This window comes from Weizmannia sp. FSL W8-1119, from assembly GCF_038008605.1.
Lineage (GTDB): Bacteria > Bacillota > Bacilli > Bacillales > Bacillaceae_C > Weizmannia > Weizmannia coagulans.
In genome coordinates this window covers 1,913,328-1,934,032 of record NZ_JBBOZL010000001.1, presented here as the reverse complement: position 1 = coordinate 1,934,032, position 20,705 = coordinate 1,913,328, and the positions used below count along the sequence as shown (strand labels likewise).

The window sequence follows — 20,705 nt, the reverse complement described above, 5'->3', positions numbered from 1 at the left end:
TTTTACAGAACGCAGGATTTTGAGGTGAAGAAAAATTGAACGAAACGATCCGCAATAAACTTGCCCTCCTGCCCGCCCAGCCCGGCTGCTACTTAATGAAAGACAGACAGGGGACCATCATTTATGTCGGGAAGGCCAAAATTTTAAAAAACCGTGTCCGCTCTTACTTTTCCGGTTCGCATGACGCAAAAACGCAGCGGCTTGTCAGCGAGATCGAAGACTTTGAGTATATTGTCACTTCTTCCAATATTGAAGCCCTTATTCTTGAAATCAACTTAATCAAAAAGCATGACCCGAAATACAACATCATGCTAAAAGATGATAAAACATACCCGTATATTAAGCTGACCCATGAACGCCACCCGCGTCTGATCACCACCCGGAAAGTGAAGAAAGATAAGGGAAAATATTTTGGCCCGTATCCGAACGTGCAGGCGGCCAATGAAACAAAAAAGCTGCTGGACCGGTTGTATCCTTTGCGGAAATGCACCAATATGCCGGACCGCGTCTGCCTTTATTACCATTTGGGCCAGTGCCTTGCGCCGTGTGTCAATGAGGTGAAAGAAGAAACATACAAAGAGATCACCGACCAAATTACTCGCTTTTTGAACGGGGGCTACACGGAAATCAAAAAAGAACTGGAAGAAAAAATGCATGAGGCTGCTGAAAAACTTGAATTTGAGCGGGCAAAAGAATACCGCGACCAGATCGCCAATATTGAAATGACGATGGAAAAACAGAAAATTACCATGACGGATTTTACGGACCGCGACATTTTCGGCTACGCAGTGGATAAAGGCTGGATGTGTGTCCAGGTGTTTTTCATGCGCCAAGGAAAGCTGATTGAACGGGATGTCTCGCTTTTTCCGTCTTACGATGAGCCGGAGGAGGAATTTTTGAGCTATTTGGGGCAGTTTTACGCCAAACCGGAGCATATTAAGCCGAAAGAAGTGCTGATTACGGAAAAAGCAGACCGGGAACTGGCAGAACAACTGCTGGAAATCAAAGTGCTCCAGCCAAAAAAAGGCCAGAAACGGGAACTTGTGTTAATGGCCGAGAAAAACGCAAAGATTGCTTTGAAAGAAAAATTTGCGTTGATTGAACGGGACGAGGAACGGACGATCAAAGCCGTTGAAAATCTAGGCGAAAAGCTCGACATCTATACGCCGCACCGGATTGAAGCGTTCGATAATTCGAATATCCAGGGGACAAACCCGGTTTCGGCGATGGTTGTGTTTGTGGACGGCAAGCCGGCAAAAAAAGAATACCGCAAATATAAAATCAAAACGGTGGAAGGGCCGGATGATTATGAATCGATGCGCGAAGTGATCCGCCGCCGTTACATCCGTGCCCTGAGGGAAAACTTGCCGCTTCCGGACCTCATCATCATTGACGGCGGAAAAGGGCAAATTGACGCGGCAAGGGATGTGCTCGAAAATGAGCTCGGGCTTGAGATTCCGCTCGGCGGCCTGGCAAAGGATGAGAAGCACAATACATCGCAGCTTTTGTTCGGCAACCCGCTGGAAGTCGTGCCGCTCGGGCGGAACAGCCAGGAATTTTACCTGCTCCAGCGCATCCAGGATGAAGTGCACCGGTTTGCGATTACGTTCCACAGGGAATTGCGCGGAAAATCCGCATTTCAATCGGCGCTTGACGATATTCCGGGCATCGGACCGAAACGGAAAAAACAACTGCTCCGCCACTTTGGTTCCTTAAAGAAAATGAAGCAAGCGAAGTTGGAAGAATTTGTGGAAGCGGGCATCCCGCGCCCGGTATCCGAAACATTAATCAAAAAATTACAAGAATAACCTGGCAGGGTTTTTCCGTATATGGTATAATCATGATAATTTCATATGGCAGGCTTTGTTTCAGACTTTCGGGAGCGGCTATCCCGGCGTCCGGCAAAGCCGTTACATGATAGAGGCGCAAAACTTAAGAGTAAGGAACGGGAGAAGATTGGGCTTCCGGGATCGTTCCTGAAAGGAAGTTTTGCCGAAGTGGAAATGGCCTCAATGCCGTTTTTGCTGGTTCTGTACTGAAGAAGTCCGGAACTGTCAGGATGGAATGTCTTGGAGCGCTATCTCACAGGAATAACTGCGTACCCGCGTATGCAAAAGCGATGAGATATCCGTTCTCATTGCTTTTTTTAAATGGGCGCCAAGTTGCTTTGCTTTCAATCTGACAGCCTCATCTTACTTATAAACTGCAGAAGGTGGCGGAGTTATTGGGAATCATTGTTCAGAAATTCGGGGGAACTTCGGTTGGAAATGTGGAAAGGATCCGGAATACGGTCGACCGGATTATTGAAGAAAAGGAAAAAGGCCATGATGTTGTCGTCGTTGTCTCCGCGATGGGCAAAACAACGGACCAGCTTGTCGGGCTTGCAAATGAACTTTCGGCGTATCCTGCAAAACGCGAAATGGATATGCTGCTTTCAACCGGCGAACAGGTGACGATTTCGCTTGTCGCCATGGCACTGATTGATCGCGGCTACGATGCCGTTTCTTATACCGGTTGGCAGGCCGGCATTATAACGGAACCTGTGCACGGAAACGCCCGGATCACGGAAATCCGGACTGAAAAAATCAAATCCCGTCTGGCAGCCGGGCAAATTGTCGTTGTCGCCGGGTTTCAGGGCATTACCCCGGAAGGCGAAATTGCGACACTCGGCAGGGGCGGCTCGGATACAACGGCGGTGGCGCTTGCAGCAGCGCTTCATGCCGACCGCTGCCTGATCTACACGGATGTAACCGGCGTGTTTACGTCCGACCCGCGCTATATTCCGACTGCCCGGAAGCTTAAGGCTGTATCCTACGATGAGATGCTTGAACTGGCGAGCCTCGGGGCGGGCGTCCTGCATGCAAGGGCGGTGGAGTTTGCCAAAAATGCGGCTGTGCCGCTGATCGTTTGTTCGAGCCTTGAAAGGGAGGAAGGCACGTTAATAGAGGAGGAAGTTTCGGTGGAAAAAAATTTAATTGTCCGCGGCGTTGCATTTGAAGACGGCATTACAAGGGTAACCATTTTCGGGCTGGAAAACGGCTTCTGGAATTTGCCGGATATATTCACGACACTGGCGGAACACCATATTGATGTCGATATCATCATCCAGAACCGGACGGCGGACCATAAAACATATTTATCATTTTCGATAAAAGATAAAGATCTAAAAGAAACGGCCGATCTTTTGGAAGCCGGGAAAGAAGCCCTCAGCATCGACCATTTTGAAACGGAAACCGGCCTCGCAAAAGTGTCCATCATCGGCTCGGGCATGGTTTCCAACCCAGGCGTTGCGGCAAAAATGTTCCAGGTTCTGGCCGACCACGGCATTGCGATTAAAATGATCAGCACGTCCGAGATCAAAGTATCCACCGTTGTCGATGCAAAAGAAATGGTCCGGGCCGCCCGGTGCCTGCATGAAGCATTTGAACTGGATGCAGTGGAACAAAATATATGAAAATATGAAAAAGCAGGGGAGCCCCCTGCTTTTTCATATTTATTCCTCGGCCGGGTCTTTCGCATCCCACTGCACGGTGATCCGGATTTTTTTTGCCTTTTTCGCAACTTCTTCCACAGCTTCCGTGATCAGTTTTTTCTGCATCTGGTACTGCTCGGCCAAAAACCCGGCTTCAAGCTTGAATGTCGGTTCTGCGCCTGCGCCCATATCCAGCTGCCGTTCAATCATCGGCCCGGATAACTCAAATTCAATATGATATTTCTCTTCTTTTTTGATTGACAACGTTCCCCAGCCGGCCTCTTTGAAAAAAGAAACTATTTCTTCATAGGTAAGCAACTGGAATTTTCTTGCCAAATGTTTTCCCGCCCAGTACAGAATATCCGGCGTTTCCTTGCCGAGTATATCCGGAATTAATATATTGCGCAACAGCTCATATCCGAATGCGGGCACCATCAGCTGTTCCGCAACGGTTTGTTCATTTCCGCCAGAAGATTTCACGCAATTCCCCTCTTTCTATATGCTATATTATATACAAAATAAAACCGGACTTAAAAGCATTTTTTAAGTATACACAAAAATAAAGGGAACTTTTTCCGCCGGTTTCCGCGTTATACGGGGAAGTGGTACCGGTTGCGGTAAAATCCGATGAAAAAAGACAAGCCTTGGATAAAAATTCCTTTTTTATGCAAAAGCATATGGCAAAAGAGCTATACTGAAAAAATTTTAAAAAAATGGAAGAAAGACTGACAAATATGACAAATAAACGGCATTTTCAGCGCAAATTCATGAATGCGTTTCCTTGACGTGCCCATTTGTCGGGAGTACAATAAAACTGTCACATAATTGTTATAAAATATTTATGCGGGAGGAAGCTATGCAAAATTTGTCTTCTTTGCATAAATTCACACTACAAAGGGGGATACAATGTGGCTGGAAATCGAGAGTTTTATAACCGCAAACTGCATTCTTTGCTGGGTGTTGTACCCATCGGCTTATTTTTAGTCATCCACTTGACCGTAAACCACTATGCGGTAAACGGTGCTGCTGCCTTCAATAAAGCAGCCGGTTTTATGGAAAACCTGCCGTTCCTGCTTTTTGTGGAAGTAGTATTCATTTATCTGCCGCTTCTGTTCCATGCAATTTACGGCTTATACATTTCGTTTACGGCATCGAGCAATGTCGGCACGATGGGCTACTTCCGGAACTGGATGTACCTATTGCAAAGAATCAGCGGTGTGCTGGTCCTGATCTTTCTCGTATTTCACATCTATGAAACACGCATTCAAATGGCGCTTGGCAAGGAATTGAATTTTGATCTGATGGCAAATCTTTTAGCAAATCGTTGGATGCTCGCCTGGTACATAATTGGGACAGTGGCTGCCATTTTCCACTTTTCCAACGGTCTCTGGTCGTTCCTGGTCAGCTGGGGCATTACACAGTCACGCCGGTCACAGCAAATTTCCACATATGTGATGATCGTGGTCTTTGTGCTGCTTTCCGTTGTCGGCGTCAGGGCTTTATTAGCATTTGCATAATGAAAAGATTCGAAAAATAGCAGTTTACTGGTTTGTAAGAGGCATCAAGTATGAAAAGGGAGTGAATCAAGTTGGCTAATGGCAAAATCATTGTTGTCGGCGGAGGGCTTGCCGGTTTGATGGCGACTGTAAAAATTGCAGAAGCAGGCCGGCAGGTTGATCTGTTTTCTTTAGTGCCGGTAAAAAGGTCGCACTCTGTTTGCGCACAGGGCGGCATTAACGGCGCTGTCAATACAAAAGGGGAAGGGGATTCGCCATGGATCCACTTTGACGATACGGTATACGGGGGCGACTTCCTTGCCAACCAGCCGCCGGTAAAAGCGATGTGCGAAGCGGCGCCGGGGATTATCCACTTGTTTGACCGGATGGGTGTCATGTTCAACCGCACGTCGGAAGGGCTTTTGGACTTCAGGCGTTTCGGCGGCACCCAGCACCACCGCACAGCATTTGCAGGCGCGACAACCGGCCAGCAGCTTTTATACGCATTGGATGAACAGGTAAGGCGCCATGAAGTGGACGGGCTTGTCACGAAATACGAAGGCTGGGAATTTCTCGGCATTATCAAAGACGATGAAGGCATCTGCCGCGGCATTGTTTCGCAAAACCTGACCACAATGGAAATCAAAGCTTTTCCTGCGGATGCTGTCATTATGGCATCAGGCGGCCTTGGCATTATTTTCGGGAAGTCGACCAACTCGATGATCAATACCGGCTCGGCGGCTTCTATTGTATACCAGCAGGGCGCAACGTATGCGAACGGCGAATTTATCCAGATCCACCCGACTGCTATCCCGGGTGATGACAAACTGCGGCTGATGAGTGAATCCGCACGCGGGGAAGGCGGGCGCATCTGGACGTACAAAGACGGCAAACCGTGGTATTTCCTGGAAGAAAAATATCCGGCATACGGGAACCTCGTGCCGCGCGATATTGCAACCCGTGAAATTTTCCATGTCTGCGTGGACTTGAAACTCGGAATTAACGGCGAGAACATGGTCTATCTCGATTTGTCGCACAAAGATCCGCATGAACTGGACGTTAAACTGGGCGGGATTATTGAAATCTATGAAAAATTTGTCGGCGATGACCCGCATAAAGTGCCGATGAAAGTATTCCCGGCCGTCCACTATTCCATGGGCGGATTATGGGTGGACTATAAGCAGCATACGAGCATTCCGGGGCTGTTCGCAGCAGGCGAATGCGACTACTCGATGCACGGCGCGAACCGCTTAGGGGCAAACTCCCTGCTTTCTGCCATCTATGGCGGGATGGTAGCCGGGCCTGAAGCTGTCAACTACATCGACGGGCTTGAAAAGAGCGCGGATGCACTGCCGTCAACCGTCTTTGAACGTGCTGTCCAGGAACAGGAGAAAAAATGGAACGATATATTGTCGCTTGACGGAACCGAAAATGCCTATGTGTTGCATAAGGAACTGGGCGAATGGATGACAGACAATGTGACGGTTGTCCGTTACAATGACCGTTTGAAGAAAACGGACGAAAAGATTCAGGAATTAATGGAAAGATGGAAAAATATTAATGTTGTAGATACATCGAAATGGAGCAACCAGGCGGCTTCGTTTACACGGCAGCTGTATAACATGCTGCAGCTGGCGCGCGTCATTACGATCGGCGCCCTGAACCGTAATGAAAGCCGCGGCGCCCACTATAAACCTGATTTTCCGGACCGCAACGACGAAGAATGGCTGAAAACGACGATGGCAAATTATGACCCTGTGAACAATGAGCCGGTTTTCAGCTATGAAGATGTGGATGTATCGCTGATCAAGCCGCGCGTGCGCGACTACACGAAGAAGCACTGATTCGGATCGGGCGAAAGCGGATTTTTTCCAGCTTTTGCCCGGGTGATTTCATAAGGAAAGAGGAGAATAAGGATGGGTGAACAAAAAACCGTTACATTTATCATACAACGCCAGGATAATCCGGAATCAGAACCATACGACGAAACGTTTGAAGTTCCGTACCGGCCGAATATGAATGTCATTTCGGCCCTGATGGAAATCCGCCGGAATCCGGTCAATGCCAAAGGGGAAAAAACAACACCTGTTGTTTGGGAAATGAACTGTTTGGAAGAAGTTTGCGGCGCCTGTTCCATGGTGATTAACGGCAAGCCGCGCCAGGCTTGTTCAGCGCTTGTGGACAAACTGGAGCAGCCGATCCGCCTTGCCCCGATGCGGACCTTCCCGGTTGTAAGAGATTTGCAAATTGACCGCAGCCGCATGTTCGACTCGCTGAAAAAAGTGAAAGCCTGGATTCCGATTGACGGCACTTACGACTTAGGGGAAGGGCCGCGCATGCCGGAGAAAAAAAGGCAGTGGGCTTATGAACTGGCAAAATGCATGACGTGCGGCGTATGTTTGGAAGCCTGCCCGAATGTCAACAGCCGTTCAAACTTTATCGGGCCGGCCCCGCTTTCGCAAGTACGGTTATTTAATGCGCACCCGACCGGCCATATGAACCGTGATGAACGGCTTGAAGCGATCATGGTTGACGGCGGCCTTGCCAATTGTGGCAACTCGCAAAACTGTGTGCAAGCCTGCCCGAAAGGTATCCCGCTGACAACATCCATCGCAGCGTTAAACCGTGAAACAACCATTTATATGTTTAAAAAATTCTTTGGCAGTGACCATATGGTTGACTAATGCCGAAAGTGCCACATCAAAGCGGAAACAGTACGATGTGGCGCTCTTTTTCAAACAAAAAATGAATGGCTGTTCACTCATTAAAAGGAGGCATTCCATTGAAAAAACATATCTCTTATATTGATGACTGGGACGCCTGGGAAGAAGGATTTTCGTTTTATCTCCCGGTGACGGTCCGTTTTTCCGAAACCGATATGTTCGGCCATATGAACAATACCGTTCCGTTTATTTATTTTGAACAAGCGCGGATTGAATTTCTCCAGCAGCTCGGGTTTATGGGCGACTGGGCAAAAAGAGGCACCGGATCCATCCCGGTCGTGGCGGATTTGCAGTGTGATTTTTTGCAGCAGGTTTTTTTCAATGACAAGCTCCGCATTTATGTAAAAGTCTCAAAAATCGGCAATTCGTCCGTTGACTTGCACTATATGGCGAAAAATGAAGCGGATGAAATCTGTTTTACCGGGCGCGGGACAATGGTGCAAATTTCGGCCGCAACCGGAAAAGGAAAACCGTGGACGGCGGAAGAAAAAGCGAGATTCGCCGACCCGCAAGCTTATGTCTCATCCGGCAACTGAACGAAAGAGTCCATCCCGCCGTATAATATAAACTTAAGTGCGTGCGTTGGGGATTAATTCGAGCGGAGAAAAGAGCGGCAATACGTGGTATTTTTTACAACAATTGTTTGCCTGCTTTGCCGTCTTCGTACAGGCCATAAACAGAATCCATAACTGCCAGTCTACAATGCCGGATAATGCTTCATTCTTCTTTTGCACAGAAAGGATTTCCGGTATCCGCCCTTTTTTGCTGATTTGTGCTGTTCCTTGCCTCGCCAAGTCACTCCCGGCTGCGCTAAAACATAAGATATTGTGACAATCAAAATACCCATCCCCGCGGTTTAGAGCTGGCGAAGGCAAGGAGGGTTATCATAGTTGAAGGACAACGATTTCACACATAAACCGCTGCTGACAAAAAGAGAAAAAGAAGTATTCGAGCTGTTAGTACAAGACAAGACAACAAAAGAAATCGCAAGCGAATTGTTTATCAGCGAAAAAACAGTTCGAAATCATATTTCCAACGCCATGCAGAAATTAGGAGTCAAGGGGCGCTCGCAAGCTGTTGTTGAATTACTCCGCATGGGGGAATTAAAGCTTTGAAACAAAATCGGCTGCAATGTTGCAGTCGATTTTGTGGTTTAAAGAGGGGGAGAGAAACGGAAGGATCTGCGGATAAAGCGTTTACTCTTTTTGACTCCGATTTTTACATTTTTCATATTTTTAGATGAAGCTGGAAATTTGCCGGCGGTTTTAGTAAAATGGCCACAAGCTCACGAAGCGGAATCATTTTCAATGGTGCCTTTAAATGAAACTCCGGCCGACAATCGATCATGTTAGTAAAAGGCGGGGCGTCCAGACGCCGGATACCGTATAAAAAATCACGAGGCTTACAAAAACAAACGGCGTTGTTATCTCAAAAGACGGCATTAAAATTTTTTCCTAAGCCCTCATGAGGCAGTGTGAAGTTTTCTCCAAAGACGTTGGACGATTTGGCTTTAAATCAAACGCTGCTGCACCCAAATTTGCATACAGACGCCCATGCCGAATGAATGCGGCACCAGCAGAAGGATGAAAGCCAGCCGGCGCATATTTTCAGGAGAGATTAATAGATTTATCCGCAAACATCGCAATTTAACATACAGGTGGACGATGCTTTGCCGGCATTTTGTTTCCGGCTTTTCCCACATGAAAACATCCGCCAAAATACAGTACAATCGCATGAAAGGATGTGTGTTGATGCGGCTTTTTCTCAAAGTGACGGATCCGGCATTTTTGTTTATTTTGATACTGGTTGCCATTCTTGTATCCCTGACCGGGTTTGCATTTGCGCCAGCGATCATTCCGATCCATTTTAACGGACATTTACGGCCGGACGGATTTATAAATAAATGGGCTGGTTTTTCCATTCTGCCTGCCGTGATGTTGCTTATCTGGCTGCCCTCAAGGAAAGGAAAGTCATACAAAGCGTCACTGTGCATTCTATTTTTATTTATCATCCATGTCTTGCTTGTCCTGTATGCGCTTTTTTCAAAATGAGGGGGAGTCAAAATGAAAAGAAAGATTGGCAGGAAAAATTATACATGGATGAAAAGCGAGCTTGCTTTTTTTGAAGAAAAGGGGACCATTACGCGTACGCAAAAGGACGAGATGCTCGCACAGTATGAGGTTTCCCGCGGGGTGAGCCTTGTCCGCATTCTTGTCACGGTCGGGGCCCTTTTGCTCGGGGCCGGCATTTTTAGCTTTATTGCCAGCAATTGGATCTATCTCGGCAAAACAGTCAAATTTCTCATCATCCTTGCTGCGATTGCAGGCGTGAACGGAGCGGCTATTAAATTGGAGAACAGCCATCCGAAAACAGCGCGCGGCTTGTACTTTCTCGGTGTCCTGTTTTTCGGGGCAGGCATTTTTCTCACCGGGCAAATTTTTAACCTTGGCGGCCCATTCGGCCAGGCATTTTTATGGTGGGGGATCGGGTCGCTGCCGATGGCCTATGTGCTGAAAGACAAATGGCTCTTCATTTTTGCCACAGTGCTTTTCCTTTTGTATTTGGATGCTGAAAATACCGGCATCGGGTACTTCGCTGTTCTCATCACCGCACTTTTGGCAGCATTCCTTTACTGGATAAATGAAAAAATGGTTGCTTCCCGGCTGCTGCTGTTTTTCGTAAACGCGCTTTCGATTGCTGTGCTGTCCGTATTTCTGTTTAAACTCAATGCGTTTTTCCCCGCATACGGACATTTGGCTGCCCTCCTGCTTCTCTTTGTTGCCGGCTTCGTTATGCTGCGATTGCCGGTTCAGGAAGCGTACAAAGAAGTGATGCGGCTGGAAGGCCATTTGCTTCACGGCTTGACGGGCATCCTGCTTACTTTTTCGTCTGTTTGGGAAGGCACGGTTTTTGGCAGCCATTTCAATTTAGCATTTTCCGTTGTGTACTTTTTGCTTGTCCTGTATTTTATCAAAATCGGCAGCCTTACCAATATCTTCATTCTCTGCATTTTTGTGCTGCGTTTTTACCTTGACTTTTCCTACGGCTTTTTGCCGAAATCCATTGTTTTCATCATTGGCGGCCTGATTTTTATCGGTTTTGGCTTTTATTTTGAAAAGCAGCGGAAAGAAGGGGGAAACGGCCATGCATGATCTGGTGAAAAGAGGGCTTGCTGCATTTGTTCCGATTGCCATTTTACTCGGGATGATTGTTCCGCCGTTATATACGGTTGCTGTCGGGGAACCGGTCAAATTGCGAATGGAGCCGGTGGACCCGACGGATGCCTTCAGGGGCGATTATATACAGGTGAATCTTGAAGCGGAAACGGTGCCGGAAAGCCGCCTGGACCGCAGTGCCATCGAGTATTTTGCGCGCCATAAAGGCGGGGAGCTGACCGTGTATGCCCTGCTTAAAAAAGATGAGGCAGGCATCTGCCATGTGAAAACCGTATCCGCCGAAAAGCCGCGGGGCGGAATATATTTAAAAGGGAAAGCTTGGGAAGACGGCGATCAAAAAGTGTATATTGATTATCATCTTGACAAATTTTTTGTGCCCCAGCATGCCGGAAAAGAAATCGAGCAGGCGGCAGCAAAAGGGCGCGCTGCAGCAGTGGTGAAAATTTACCGCGGCCGTGCCGTTATCACGAATCTCGTAACCGAGTGACGGCTACCCAGCCGAATGCCTGCCGCATGTTTTTTCGCCCATAAAGGAAATGCCGGGTGAAAAATTCCCCTGTATCCGCACCCGGTGCACGTTCCATCAAGCGCCATTGGCTTGGAACCGCAGCGTGCCGTTTTCTTTTACAAAAAATGGAAGGACGGAACCTTATTCAATATGCAAATTTTGCCCGGACAGTGTTTTCACAACCGTGCACCGGGCCGCTTTTCCTTCCACAGCTTTACTTGGAAAGCAATGGAACGGAAGCCTATGTGAAACTCTTTCTTGAAATTTCGGGTGAAAAGGGTCAAAATAGCTTATAGTAAAACAGTCATCACCGTATTTTTGAGAGAGGGGCCGCTTTGGACATGGAACAGCAACCATACATACATGATCCGGAAGTTGTGGCACAGATTGAAAAAGATTTGCGTTACATATCCGGCATTGTCAAGCAAAAGGGCCGTGAATTATTAAGCGATTATAAAATCACGCCGCCGCAGTTTCTGGCGCTTCAATGGCTTTTTGAAGAAGGCGACATGACGATCGGGGAACTGTCGAACCGGATGTATCTGGCTTTCAGCACAACGACGGACCTGATTGACCGGATGGAAAAAAATGAACTCGTCAGGCGCGTAAAAGATCCGCATGACCGGCGGGTTGTCCGCATTCATTTACTGGAAAAAGGGCGGGTATTAATCGGCGAAGTGATCCGGAAACGGCAAGCTTACCTGCAGGGTGTGCTGAGCCATTTTTCACCGGATGAGCTGGTCAAATTAAAAAGCAACTTGCTGCAGTTGCATCAGGAAATGAAGACAGAATGAGGCGAGAAGTTTGAATGCACCAATAGGCGTGATTGATTCGGGGGTTGGCGGCCTGACCGTGGCAAAGGAAATGATGCGCCAGCTTCCGAATGAGACCATTTATTATGTGGGCGACACAGCACGATGCCCGTACGGACCGCGGCCGGTGGAAGAAGTCAAAAAATTCACCTGGCAGATGATCCGTTTTCTGATGGACAAACAAATTAAAATGCTGGTCATCGCCTGCAATACGGCTACGGCAGTGATTTTGGACGAAGTCAGGGAAGAGCTGAAGATTCCGGTTCTCGGCGTCATTTATCCCGGCGCGCGGGCCGCTTTAAAACATACAAAAAATTTCCGGATCGGCGTGCTCGGCACGGTCGGCACGATTAAAAGCCAGGCGTATGAACGGGCGTTAAAAAGTATCAATAAAAAAGTCAGGATTACAGCGCTTGCCTGCCCGAAATTTGTCCCGCTTGTGGAAAGCGGCCAGTACAACAGCCCGATTGCCAAAAAAATTGTCGCCGAAACCTTGTATCCGATCCAAAATTGCGGCATTGACACAGTCATTCTCGGGTGTACCCATTATCCGCTCCTCGGGCCGATTATCAAAAACGTGATGGGCGCGGGCGTTTCGGTCATCAGTTCCGGGGAGGAAACTGCGCGCGAAGTAAGCACGCTTCTTTACTTCCACGACCTTTTTAATATGGAAGACACGCGGCAGAAGCACCGCTTTTACACCACCGGCTCGAGCAAAATATTTGCCGCGCTTGCATCAGACTGGCTTGAACAGGATATTACTTGTGTGGAAACCATTCAATTAGGGGAGACGCTCTCCTAATTGGATGGTTTTTTGTTTTGCCTTAGCCCAAGAAACGGCCGCGAGTAGGCACAATAGCTTTTGAAAAACGGAGGTGGATATATGGAAAACAATGGTTTGGCTTACCACGAAACAAGGGAGCTCCATGAAATGCTCAATTTCAAAACCATTTGTTTATTAAAATCGAAAATGATGTCCGGCCTGGTATTCGACCAGGATTTAAAGGCATTGATGGAAAAAGACGTGCAGCAGGCAGAAGCAGCCGTTCAAGAAATGAAAGCTTTATACCAGCTGAATCCGGGAGAGATGCTGCAATGATCCATGATTACTTGGAAATCGAAAACGCGGAAGGCATGCCGGAAATGGCGGATTCAGCAGTTGCGCTTGAATTTTTGATGAGCATTAAAACCGGGATCCGGAATGCAGCGGCAGCCATTACGGAATCGAGAACGCCTGCGGTGAGGGCCGCCTTCCGGAAACAGCTTGCCGAGGGGCTTTCCCTTCATGAAGAAGTTTCAAATTTCATGATGCAAAAAGGCTGGCTCCACCCGTACAACGTAGATGACCAATACAGACTGGATATGAAATCCGCTGATATGGCGCTGATGATCGGCAAACTGAACCTGTTTCCCGGCAATACGTCGCGCATGGGCATGATGGCTCAGATTGATGCGGACGAATAGGAGGCAAACATGAAAGCAGTCACTTTCCAGGGGATCAAAGATGTCAGAGTAAAAGACGTGCCGGATCCCAAAATTGAGAAAAAAGACGATATCATTGTAAAAATTACGTCATCGGCCATTTGCGGCTCCGATTTGCATCTCATCCATGGCATGATTCCAAATTTTCCGGAAGACTATATGATCGGGCATGAGCCGCTCGGGATTGTCGAAGAAACCGGCCCCGATGTCACAAAGGTAAAAAAAGGGGACAGGGTGATTATCCCGTTCACTGCCGCCTGCGGGGAATGCTGGTATTGCACACACGATCTGGAAAGCCAGTGTGACAATGCGAATGCCAACGGGGAGATGGGCGGCTATTTTGGATACTCCCATCTGACAGGCGGCTATCCGGGGGGGCAGGCGGAATATTTGCGCGTCCCGTATGCGAACTTTACACCATTTAAAATTCCGGAAAACAGCGAAGTCAAAGATGAAGAACTCGTGTTGCTTTCAGATGCCGCTTCCACTGCGTTCTGGTCGGTGGACAATGCGGGTGTGAAAGACGGCGACACGGTTGTCGTGCTCGGCTGCGGACCGGTCGGCCTGCTTGCGCAAAAATTCGCGTGGCTGAAAGAGGCGAAACGTGTCATTGCCGTTGATTATCTGGATTACCGGCTGCAGCACGCCAAGACGTATAACAAAGTGGAAACCGTCAATTTTGAACAGCACGACAATACCGGCGAATATTTGAAAGAACTTTTATTATGGAAAAGCGTGCCGTTTTTATTCTGCCCCGGAAATTTTTGCATGTCCGGTCTAAATTTGCGGAAAGCCAGTATACATAGTAGTACAAACAGTCTTCGGGAGGGGAAAGGGATGGCAAAAAAGATAAAGGCAGCCAGCAAGTTTGCCCTGGCGCTTGCGGCATGCGGCATCTGGATCTCGGGTTGCAGCCTGCTGCCTGAGAAGCAGCCGGAAAAAATCGATCCGCATCAAAGTGTTTCTGTAAAAGATGGGACCAAACAAACCGCAACAGCAAAGAAAGGGAAGGTGCTGACAGAACTGTATTTGATTGACAAAAATGGTTATGTCGTTCCGCAAACGATCGCCTTGCCTGAAAGCAAAAGCATTGCAAAACAGGCACTGGAATACCTCGTGCAGGACGGCCCGGTTTCCAATTTGCTGCCGAACGGCTTCCGCGCGGTGCTTCCTGCGAATACGCAGTTGTCGGTAGATGTGAAAGACGGTTTGGCGACGGTCGATTTTTCGGGGGATTTTAAAGACTATCAAGCGCACGATGAACAAAAAATATTGGAATCGGTCACATGGACGCTGACCCAGTTCGACTCCATTCAAAAAGTCTCGCTTAAAATGAACGGCAAAAAACTGAAGGCGATGCCGGTTGCAGGGACACCGGTAAGCCCGGGCGGTTTGACAAGGGAAGCAGGCATCAATACAGATACAAAGTATGTTGCCGATATTACAAATACCCATCCGGTCACCGTTTATTATTTGGCGGAAACAGGGGGACAAAGCTATTATGTGCCGGTAACAAAGCGTGTTGCGGACAGCAGCAAGGACGATGTGGCAGCAGCGGTTGAAGAACTGGTCAAAGGTCCTTCCCCGGGTTCCCATCTTGTGTCCGGATTCATGGACGATGTCAAACTGAAGAAACAGCCGGAAATTGCAAACGGGAAAGTGACGCTTGATTTTAATAAAGAAATTTTAGGAAGCCTCGATAAAAAGATGATCTCAAACGAAGTGCTGGATCCGCTCGTCCTGACGCTGACAGAGCAAAAAGGGATTAAAAGCGTTGTAGTCGAAGTGGACGGCAGTACAAAGGTTGTTACGGAAGACGGAAAATCGGTTTCAGAACCGGTGACAAGGCCGGAAAAAGTCAACACGGATAGTTTTTAGCATCGTTTTTTTGTTATACTATAGAATATGAGACAAAAGGGGTAGCCAGACTACCTCTTATTTGTATCGTGCATACATACTACATTTCCGGTAAAGGGGGAGAAAATTGGCGGCTGTTTTAATTGCAACAAAAAACAAAGGAAAAGCAAAAGAATTTGCAGCTTTATTTTCCCGGTTCGGGCTCGAGGTTAAAACGCTTTTGGATATGGAAGGCGCACCGGACGTAGAGGAAACGGGGAAAACGTTTGAAGAAAATGCGATTTTAAAAGCGGAAGCGGCGGCCAATGCATACGGCATGATGGCGATTGCCGATGATTCGGGGCTTATGGTCGATGCGCTTGGCGGCAGGCCGGGGGTTTATTCTGCACGCTACGCAGGGAAAGAGAAAAATGATGAGGCAAACATCGATAAGGTGCTTTCCGAGCTTGAAGGGGTACCGGATGAAAAACGTACAGCTTCTTTCTATTGTGCACTTGCGGTTGCGCGCCCCGGAAAAGAAACATTTACGGTTTCCGGAACGCTTCAGGGAAGGATCACGCGGGAAAGGATCGGAGAGAACGGATTCGGGTACGATCCCATTTTTATGCTTTCGTCCGGAAAAACGCTTGCCCAGCTTTCTGCCGAAGAAAAAAATAAAATCAGCCACCGTGCCCATGCACTGGCGAAACTTTCGGATGCACTGTATTCGATTTTAGGGGAGGAAGGCAAAAAATGAAACTGCTGATTGCAAGTGACAGCCACGGACTTACGGAAGAGCTGATCGAGCTTAAACGGCGGTACGGCGGGGAAATGGACGCGATGATCCATTGCGGCGATTCGGAGTTGCGAGCGGACGAGGAGGCCATCCGGGACTTTTTAACCGTGCGCGGCAATTGCGATTATGAGCGGAAATTTCCGCTTGATATCACGAAAGAAATTGGGGACAGCAAAATATTTGTCACCCACGGCCACCATTATAATGTAAAAATGACCCTGTTGAATTTGTCTTATAAAGCAAAAGAAGTGGGGGCGGATTTTGTTTTTTTCGGGCACTCCCATATTCTCGGTGTCGAGCTGATTGAAAATACTCTTTTCCTGAATCCCGGCAGCCTTTTGATGCCAAGGGGCAGGACGGAACGGACGTATGCGATTGTGGAGAAAAACGGAAATACGATCCGTGTTTCATTTTATACGGACAAGCACCGCGAACTTGAGGATTTACGCCAGGAATTCTCGTTATGACGCCGGGAACTCTGGCTGCAGAGCAAGGCGGGTACGAAGCCGGGCCAATCCGGTTGCGGAAACCGCTGCCTGCTGCTGCACCCGCCCGTTGCAGGAAAAAATCGTGTTTTTTTCAAATTCATGATTGACATTTGCCCACCTGCTGATTAAAATGAAATATGTTCGTAACAAACCTTATAAGGTTTGTTTTCAAGTGATTTTTGATTGAAATGGAAAATATTTGACAAAAAACCATTTTAAAGTGTCCCAGTAGCTCAGCAGGATAGAGCATCGGCCTTCTAAGCCGCAGGTCGGGGGTTCGAATCCCTCCTGGGACGTAGCGTATAACCGCAAAAAGGCCGGGCAGTAGGGATTTTCCCTTGTTGCCCGGCCTTTTGTGTAAAATGGCGGAAAGAGCAGTTATGATTTTTGCCCTTCTTTTTCCAGTTCTTTCATTTCTTTATGGGTTTGCGGAAATCCGTTTACGATCCATTCGGAACGGTATGTGGAGTCCAGCTGTGTAAGTCCTTTTTCTTCCGGCACTTTGTCTGCATCCACACTTTCCATCCGGTCGATTTTTTTGCTGTTTCTCATATCCGTGTCTTCCCAAGTTTCAGCCGAATCTTTTTGCCGTTTGTTGCAAGCGGCCATGGCCAGCACGGCTACCCCGGCGGAAAGCAAAGTGCCTGAAATCAGATTCATCGTTGACCTTTTCATCGAATCCCTCCGTCATGTGTAGACTTGTTATAGCTTTACCCCTTTTTTCTTCTTTTAAATCATCACAATATGTTTCAATCCTTTTTCATTTGGACAAACTATAAGTAAAACTGCCTGTTTAAGGGAGGAACTGGAATGCGGAATGCAATGGTTTTACTGGCAAAATTTATCACGTGCATCGTCGCTTTTGCGGTTGCGCTTGACTTCTTTTTCTATGCGACGATCACAGATATTTTATCGTTCAGCCTGCTTGTAACAATTGTGTCTTATGTTGTCGGGGATGTGCTCCTTTTACCGCGCATCGGGAACTGGAAAGCAACAGTTGTCGACTTTTTGCTTGTTTATGCCAGTGTCTGGATTTTCGGGAACGTGGTGCTTGACAATTATTTGCAAATTGCATGGGGCAGCATCATTGCCGCCTGCCTGATTTCGGCTGCGGAAGTATTCGTGCACAGGTTTTTGCAACATGATGCCCCAAGCGGCGAAAAAACGGCAAAAAGGCAAAACCAGCGCCTTGCTTACGGCACGGAAATGGCTGAGGAAGAGGACATTCACGATATCAGGCCGGATAAGAAATAAGCAAGCCGGACACGGAAGCTTTATGGCTTTCTGTGTTTGGCTTTTTTCATAATGGAAAGCCCCCCGGCAGTATAATCCCTTTGCAAAAAAACCGGTTCATGCTACACTAGTGACGATCTAAAAAAAGGCGGAATGGACAATGAAAAACGGAAAAAGCAATGTGGTGCCGTTCCCTCGTCTGAAAGAACGCCTCTTGGAGCGGGGACTCGAATCCATCAGCCAAAAAGAATATAAAGAAGCTGCCGCGCTGCTTCGCCAGGCACGCCGGCTTGACCATGACGATGGGGAGATCGGGACCGCCTACATGATTGCACTCTATGAAGCCGGCGATTATGAAAGAGCGAAAGAACAGGGCAGGCAAATGCTTCGTGAAGGAACCGGCGATTACTTCGAAATTCTCGATCTGTTTCTCATGATTCTTGTGCAGCTCGGTGAACATGAAGAAATCAGCAGCACCCTGCATGCCCTGCTGGAAGAAAAAGAAGCCCCGCCGGACAAGCTGGACCATTATGAAAAACTGCTCGCTTTCAGTGAAAAGCGGATGCAGATGCCAAAACCGGAACAGGAGCCCGGGCAGACAGGCCGCAAACTTTTTGAAACCGAGAACCAGGAAGAACAAATCTTGCGGGTTTCGCATCTGGTGCATGAAAATATACGCCCGTATCTCGATGAAATCCGGGCGTATATCCGGGATCCGGACGAACATCCGTTTATCCAGACCCTTTTGCTGAATGTTTTAAAAGAACAGGGGATCACGGATGAATTCGAAGTGCAAAAACTCGGCAAGGCTGGCGCCGTAAATCCCAAGCATCTTTTGCCGATTTTTGAAACGCAGCTGTACAATCTTTTGATTACGCGGCTTTCAAGGGATGTCGAACAAAAAAATCCGACCCTTTTTGCCCAGGTTAAAACGGTTTTGGACCGGCACTTTTTCCTGCTGTATCCGTTTGAACCGGAGCCGGAAGATCCCTCGCTGTGGGCGGCTGCCTATTACAGCATGGGCCTGAAGCTTTTCGGGCAGGAAGCGTATTTGGATAAAATCGCGATGTACTATTCGGTGGAGCCGGATGCGCTGCTTGAGGCCGTCCGCTATCTCGAAAGCCTTGAGGAAATTTCTTTGCCGAATCTGTAGGCTCATCATTGAAAGACAAAAAAGCTGTGTTATAATTAAATGGTTGTAAACTGTCTTTTTTCAATCCGTATTTGAAAAAAGCAATAGACAAGGGAATCAGGAAACAGACCCGGTCTATTTCCTATTATTACATTATTATTTATAGATTGTTGGAGGGAAAGGTATGTCAGCAAAATGGGAAAAAACTGAAGGAAACCAGGGGATCCTGACAGTTGAAGTAGATGCTGAAACGGTTGATAAAAGTCTGGATAAAGCCTTCAAAAAAGTAGTAAAACAAATCAATGTCCCGGGTTTCCGGAAGGGGAAAATCCCGCGTCCTTTATTTGAAAAACGTTTCGGTGTGGAATCTCTTTACCAGGATGCACTGGATATGATCGTGCCTGGCGAATACGAAAAAGCGATCGAAGAAACCGGCATTGAACCGGTCGATACGCCGAATATTGATGTCGAACAAATGGAAAAAGGCAAACCGTTAATCTTTAAAGCGACTGTTACCGTGAAACCGGAAGTAAAACTTGGCGAATACAAAGGCCTTGAAGTCGAAAAACCGGATACAGAAGTAACGGACGAAGACGTGGAAGAAGAATTGAAGAAACTGCAGGAACGCCTTGCCGAACTCGTGATCAAGGAAGACGGCGAAGCGGAAATGGGCGACACGGTTGTCATCGACTTCGAAGGATTCGTTGACGGCGAAGCGTTCGAAGGCGGATCTGCGGAAAACTATTCGCTTGAACTTGGGTCGGGCAACTTCATCCCGGGTTTTGAAGAACAATTAGTAGGCGTAAAAACCGGCGATGAAAAAGAAATCGAAGTCACTTTCCCGGAAGAATACCATGCTAGTGAACTTGCAGGCAAAAAAGCTGTTTTCAAGGTAAAAGTCCATGAAATCAAAGCGAAACACCTGCCTGAACTGGACGATGAATTCGCGCAGGATGCGGATGACGAAGTGGAAACGCTGGATGCATTAAAAGAAAAAATCAAAAAAGACTTAAAAGAATCGAAAGAACATGCGGCAAAACACGCGGTTGAAGATGCAGTGGTCGAAAAAGCAGCGGAAAATGCGGAAATGGACATTCCGGAAGCGATGATCAATACGGAATTGAACCGCATGCTGCAAGAATTCGAACAAAACCTGAGTGCCCAGGGGCTGAACCTTGAACTTTACTATCAGTTCTCCGGCCAGAATGAAGAAGCGCTCCGCAATCAGATGAAAGAAGATGCGGAAAAACGCGTCCGCTTTAATCTGACACTTGAAGCGATTGCCAATGCGGAAAAGCTTGAAGTATCCGATGAAGAAGTGGATGAAGAACTGAAACGCATGTCCGAAATGTACGACATGCCCGTTGAAGATATCAGGCGGGCGCTCGGTTCTACGGATGGCATCAAAGCCGATCTGAAAGCGCGCAAAGCGATCGATTTTCTTGTGCAAAACAGCAAAACTGTTGCATAATATAAATAGAAATACAAGGCACGGCACTGGCTCGTGTCTTGTTTTCTAACCTGCGGGCTGTGCCAAAAAAAATACATAGA

23 protein-coding genes, 1 tRNA gene, 1 pseudogene and 1 riboswitch are annotated in these 20,705 nt (G+C 47.6%); of the genes and pseudogenes, 22 read left to right on the top strand and 3 right to left on the bottom strand.

Annotation, left to right across the window (positions count from 1 at the left end):
- The first annotated feature begins 35 nt into the window (after positions 1-35).
- Together uvrC and NSQ19_RS09525 are read left to right on the top strand one after the other, a co-directional pair.
- Positions 36-1,808 (top strand): excinuclease ABC subunit UvrC, encoded by a 1,773-nt coding sequence (gene uvrC / locus NSQ19_RS09530; protein ID WP_340702768.1) that lies wholly within the window; start codon positions 36-38, stop codon positions 1,806-1,808.
- 102 nt (positions 1,809-1,910) lie between these two features.
- A riboswitch (Lysine riboswitch) is annotated at positions 1,911-2,088 on the top strand.
- A gap of 136 nt (positions 2,089-2,224) precedes the next feature.
- Complete coding sequence (locus NSQ19_RS09525) at positions 2,225-3,454, top strand: aspartate kinase (protein ID WP_340702767.1); 1,230 nt, start codon at positions 2,225-2,227, stop codon at positions 3,452-3,454.
- 39 nt (positions 3,455-3,493) lie between these two features.
- Here NSQ19_RS09525 and NSQ19_RS09520 read toward each other — a convergent pair whose 3' ends face one another.
- Positions 3,494-3,952 carry a YslB family protein gene (locus tag NSQ19_RS09520; protein WP_041819228.1) on the bottom strand — a complete coding sequence of 153 codons (459 nt, stop codon included), beginning with the start codon at positions 3,950-3,952 and terminating at the stop codon, positions 3,494-3,496.
- A 428-nt stretch (positions 3,953-4,380) separates the two neighbouring features.
- Here NSQ19_RS09520 and NSQ19_RS09515 point away from each other — a divergent pair, with 428 nt between their 5' ends.
- The 4 genes from NSQ19_RS09515 (at position 4,381) to NSQ19_RS09500 (ending at position 8,227) form a co-directional block, all read left to right on the top strand.
- On the top strand, positions 4,381-4,989 hold the full coding sequence (locus tag NSQ19_RS09515; RefSeq protein ID WP_237348285.1) for a succinate dehydrogenase cytochrome b558 subunit: 609 nt from the start codon (positions 4,381-4,383) through the stop codon (positions 4,987-4,989).
- Positions 4,990-5,060: 71 nt separating this feature from the next.
- Positions 5,061-6,812, top strand: coding sequence for a succinate dehydrogenase flavoprotein subunit (sdhA, locus tag NSQ19_RS09510; RefSeq protein ID WP_019720782.1), 1,752 nt, complete (start codon positions 5,061-5,063; stop codon positions 6,810-6,812).
- Positions 6,813-6,884: 72 nt separating this feature from the next.
- Entirely contained in the window at positions 6,885-7,652 is a 768-nt protein-coding gene (sdhB, locus tag NSQ19_RS09505) for a succinate dehydrogenase iron-sulfur subunit (protein ID WP_237348284.1), read from the top strand.
- A gap of 98 nt (positions 7,653-7,750) precedes the next feature.
- Positions 7,751-8,227 (top strand): acyl-CoA thioesterase, encoded by a 477-nt coding sequence (locus NSQ19_RS09500; protein ID WP_013859860.1) that lies wholly within the window; start codon positions 7,751-7,753, stop codon positions 8,225-8,227.
- Positions 8,228-8,260: 33 nt separating this feature from the next.
- Here NSQ19_RS09500 and NSQ19_RS09495 read toward each other — a convergent pair whose 3' ends face one another.
- Entirely contained in the window at positions 8,261-8,485 is a 225-nt protein-coding gene (locus NSQ19_RS09495; RefSeq protein ID WP_061574094.1) for a hypothetical protein, read from the bottom strand.
- Positions 8,486-8,581: 96 nt separating this feature from the next.
- Between NSQ19_RS09495 and NSQ19_RS09490 the strand changes: the two genes are divergently transcribed.
- From NSQ19_RS09490 to NSQ19_RS09430, 13 genes and pseudogenes are all read left to right on the top strand, one after another.
- On the top strand, positions 8,582-8,806 hold the full coding sequence (locus NSQ19_RS09490; protein ID WP_014097816.1) for a helix-turn-helix domain-containing protein: 225 nt from the start codon (positions 8,582-8,584) through the stop codon (positions 8,804-8,806).
- A gap of 636 nt (positions 8,807-9,442) precedes the next feature.
- A complete protein-coding gene (locus NSQ19_RS09485; protein ID WP_019720898.1) occupies positions 9,443-9,742 on the top strand; it encodes a DUF1648 domain-containing protein in 300 nt (99 codons plus the stop codon).
- A gap of 12 nt (positions 9,743-9,754) precedes the next feature.
- A complete protein-coding gene (locus NSQ19_RS09480; RefSeq protein WP_340702766.1) occupies positions 9,755-10,843 on the top strand; it encodes a DUF2157 domain-containing protein in 1,089 nt (362 codons plus the stop codon).
- Positions 10,836-11,354, top strand: coding sequence for a GDYXXLXY domain-containing protein (locus NSQ19_RS09475; protein ID WP_133536951.1), 519 nt, complete (start codon positions 10,836-10,838; stop codon positions 11,352-11,354). Before NSQ19_RS09480 ends, NSQ19_RS09475 begins: the two co-directional genes overlap by 8 nt.
- Before the next feature lie 362 nt (positions 11,355-11,716).
- Positions 11,717-12,169, top strand: coding sequence for a MarR family winged helix-turn-helix transcriptional regulator (locus tag NSQ19_RS09470; RefSeq protein ID WP_013859856.1), 453 nt, complete (start codon positions 11,717-11,719; stop codon positions 12,167-12,169).
- 10 nt (positions 12,170-12,179) lie between these two features.
- The gene (racE, locus tag NSQ19_RS09465) at positions 12,180-12,989 is read left to right on the top strand and encodes a glutamate racemase (RefSeq protein ID WP_013859855.1); all 810 of its coding nucleotides are present in this window, start codon (positions 12,180-12,182) and stop codon (positions 12,987-12,989) included.
- An 81-nt stretch (positions 12,990-13,070) separates the two neighbouring features.
- Complete coding sequence (locus tag NSQ19_RS09460) at positions 13,071-13,286, top strand: hypothetical protein (RefSeq protein ID WP_013859854.1); 216 nt, start codon at positions 13,071-13,073, stop codon at positions 13,284-13,286.
- Complete coding sequence (locus tag NSQ19_RS09455; RefSeq protein ID WP_168986082.1) at positions 13,283-13,651, top strand: spore coat protein; 369 nt, start codon at positions 13,283-13,285, stop codon at positions 13,649-13,651. The genes NSQ19_RS09460 and NSQ19_RS09455 overlap by 4 nt, the downstream gene beginning before the upstream one ends.
- A gap of 9 nt (positions 13,652-13,660) precedes the next feature.
- Positions 13,661-14,389: pseudogene (locus NSQ19_RS09450) on the top strand (alcohol dehydrogenase catalytic domain-containing protein); the annotation flags it as partial.
- A 117-nt stretch (positions 14,390-14,506) separates the two neighbouring features.
- Positions 14,507-15,547: a GerMN domain-containing protein gene (locus tag NSQ19_RS09445; RefSeq protein ID WP_340703178.1), complete on the top strand. Its 1,041-nt coding sequence runs from the start codon at positions 14,507-14,509 to the stop codon at positions 15,545-15,547.
- 106 nt (positions 15,548-15,653) lie between these two features.
- Positions 15,654-16,262, top strand: coding sequence for an XTP/dITP diphosphatase (locus NSQ19_RS09440; protein ID WP_013859849.1), 609 nt, complete (start codon positions 15,654-15,656; stop codon positions 16,260-16,262).
- Positions 16,259-16,768 carry a metallophosphoesterase gene (locus NSQ19_RS09435; RefSeq protein ID WP_013859848.1) on the top strand — a complete coding sequence of 170 codons (510 nt, stop codon included), beginning with the start codon at positions 16,259-16,261 and terminating at the stop codon, positions 16,766-16,768. Before NSQ19_RS09440 ends, NSQ19_RS09435 begins: the two co-directional genes overlap by 4 nt.
- A 243-nt stretch (positions 16,769-17,011) precedes the next feature.
- Positions 17,012-17,085, top strand: a tRNA-Arg gene (locus tag NSQ19_RS09430).
- 82 nt (positions 17,086-17,167) lie between these two features.
- On the opposite strand, the gene NSQ19_RS09425 is transcribed toward NSQ19_RS09430, so the two are convergent.
- Positions 17,168-17,464, bottom strand: a complete 297-nt coding sequence (locus NSQ19_RS09425; protein ID WP_340702765.1) for a hypothetical protein — start codon at positions 17,462-17,464, stop codon at positions 17,168-17,170.
- A gap of 135 nt (positions 17,465-17,599) precedes the next feature.
- Between NSQ19_RS09425 and NSQ19_RS09420 the strand changes: the two genes are divergently transcribed.
- The 3 genes from NSQ19_RS09420 (at position 17,600) to tig (ending at position 20,625) form a co-directional block, all read left to right on the top strand.
- Positions 17,600-18,043 carry a YndM family protein gene (locus NSQ19_RS09420; RefSeq protein WP_029142253.1) on the top strand — a complete coding sequence of 148 codons (444 nt, stop codon included), beginning with the start codon at positions 17,600-17,602 and terminating at the stop codon, positions 18,041-18,043.
- Between the two features lie 139 nt (positions 18,044-18,182).
- The gene (locus tag NSQ19_RS09415) at positions 18,183-19,175 is read left to right on the top strand and encodes a tetratricopeptide repeat protein (protein ID WP_013859845.1); all 993 of its coding nucleotides are present in this window, start codon (positions 18,183-18,185) and stop codon (positions 19,173-19,175) included.
- A 163-nt stretch (positions 19,176-19,338) separates the two neighbouring features.
- Positions 19,339-20,625, top strand: a complete 1,287-nt coding sequence (gene tig / locus NSQ19_RS09410) for a trigger factor (protein WP_340702764.1) — start codon at positions 19,339-19,341, stop codon at positions 20,623-20,625.
- Positions 20,626-20,705: the final 80 nt, after the last annotated feature.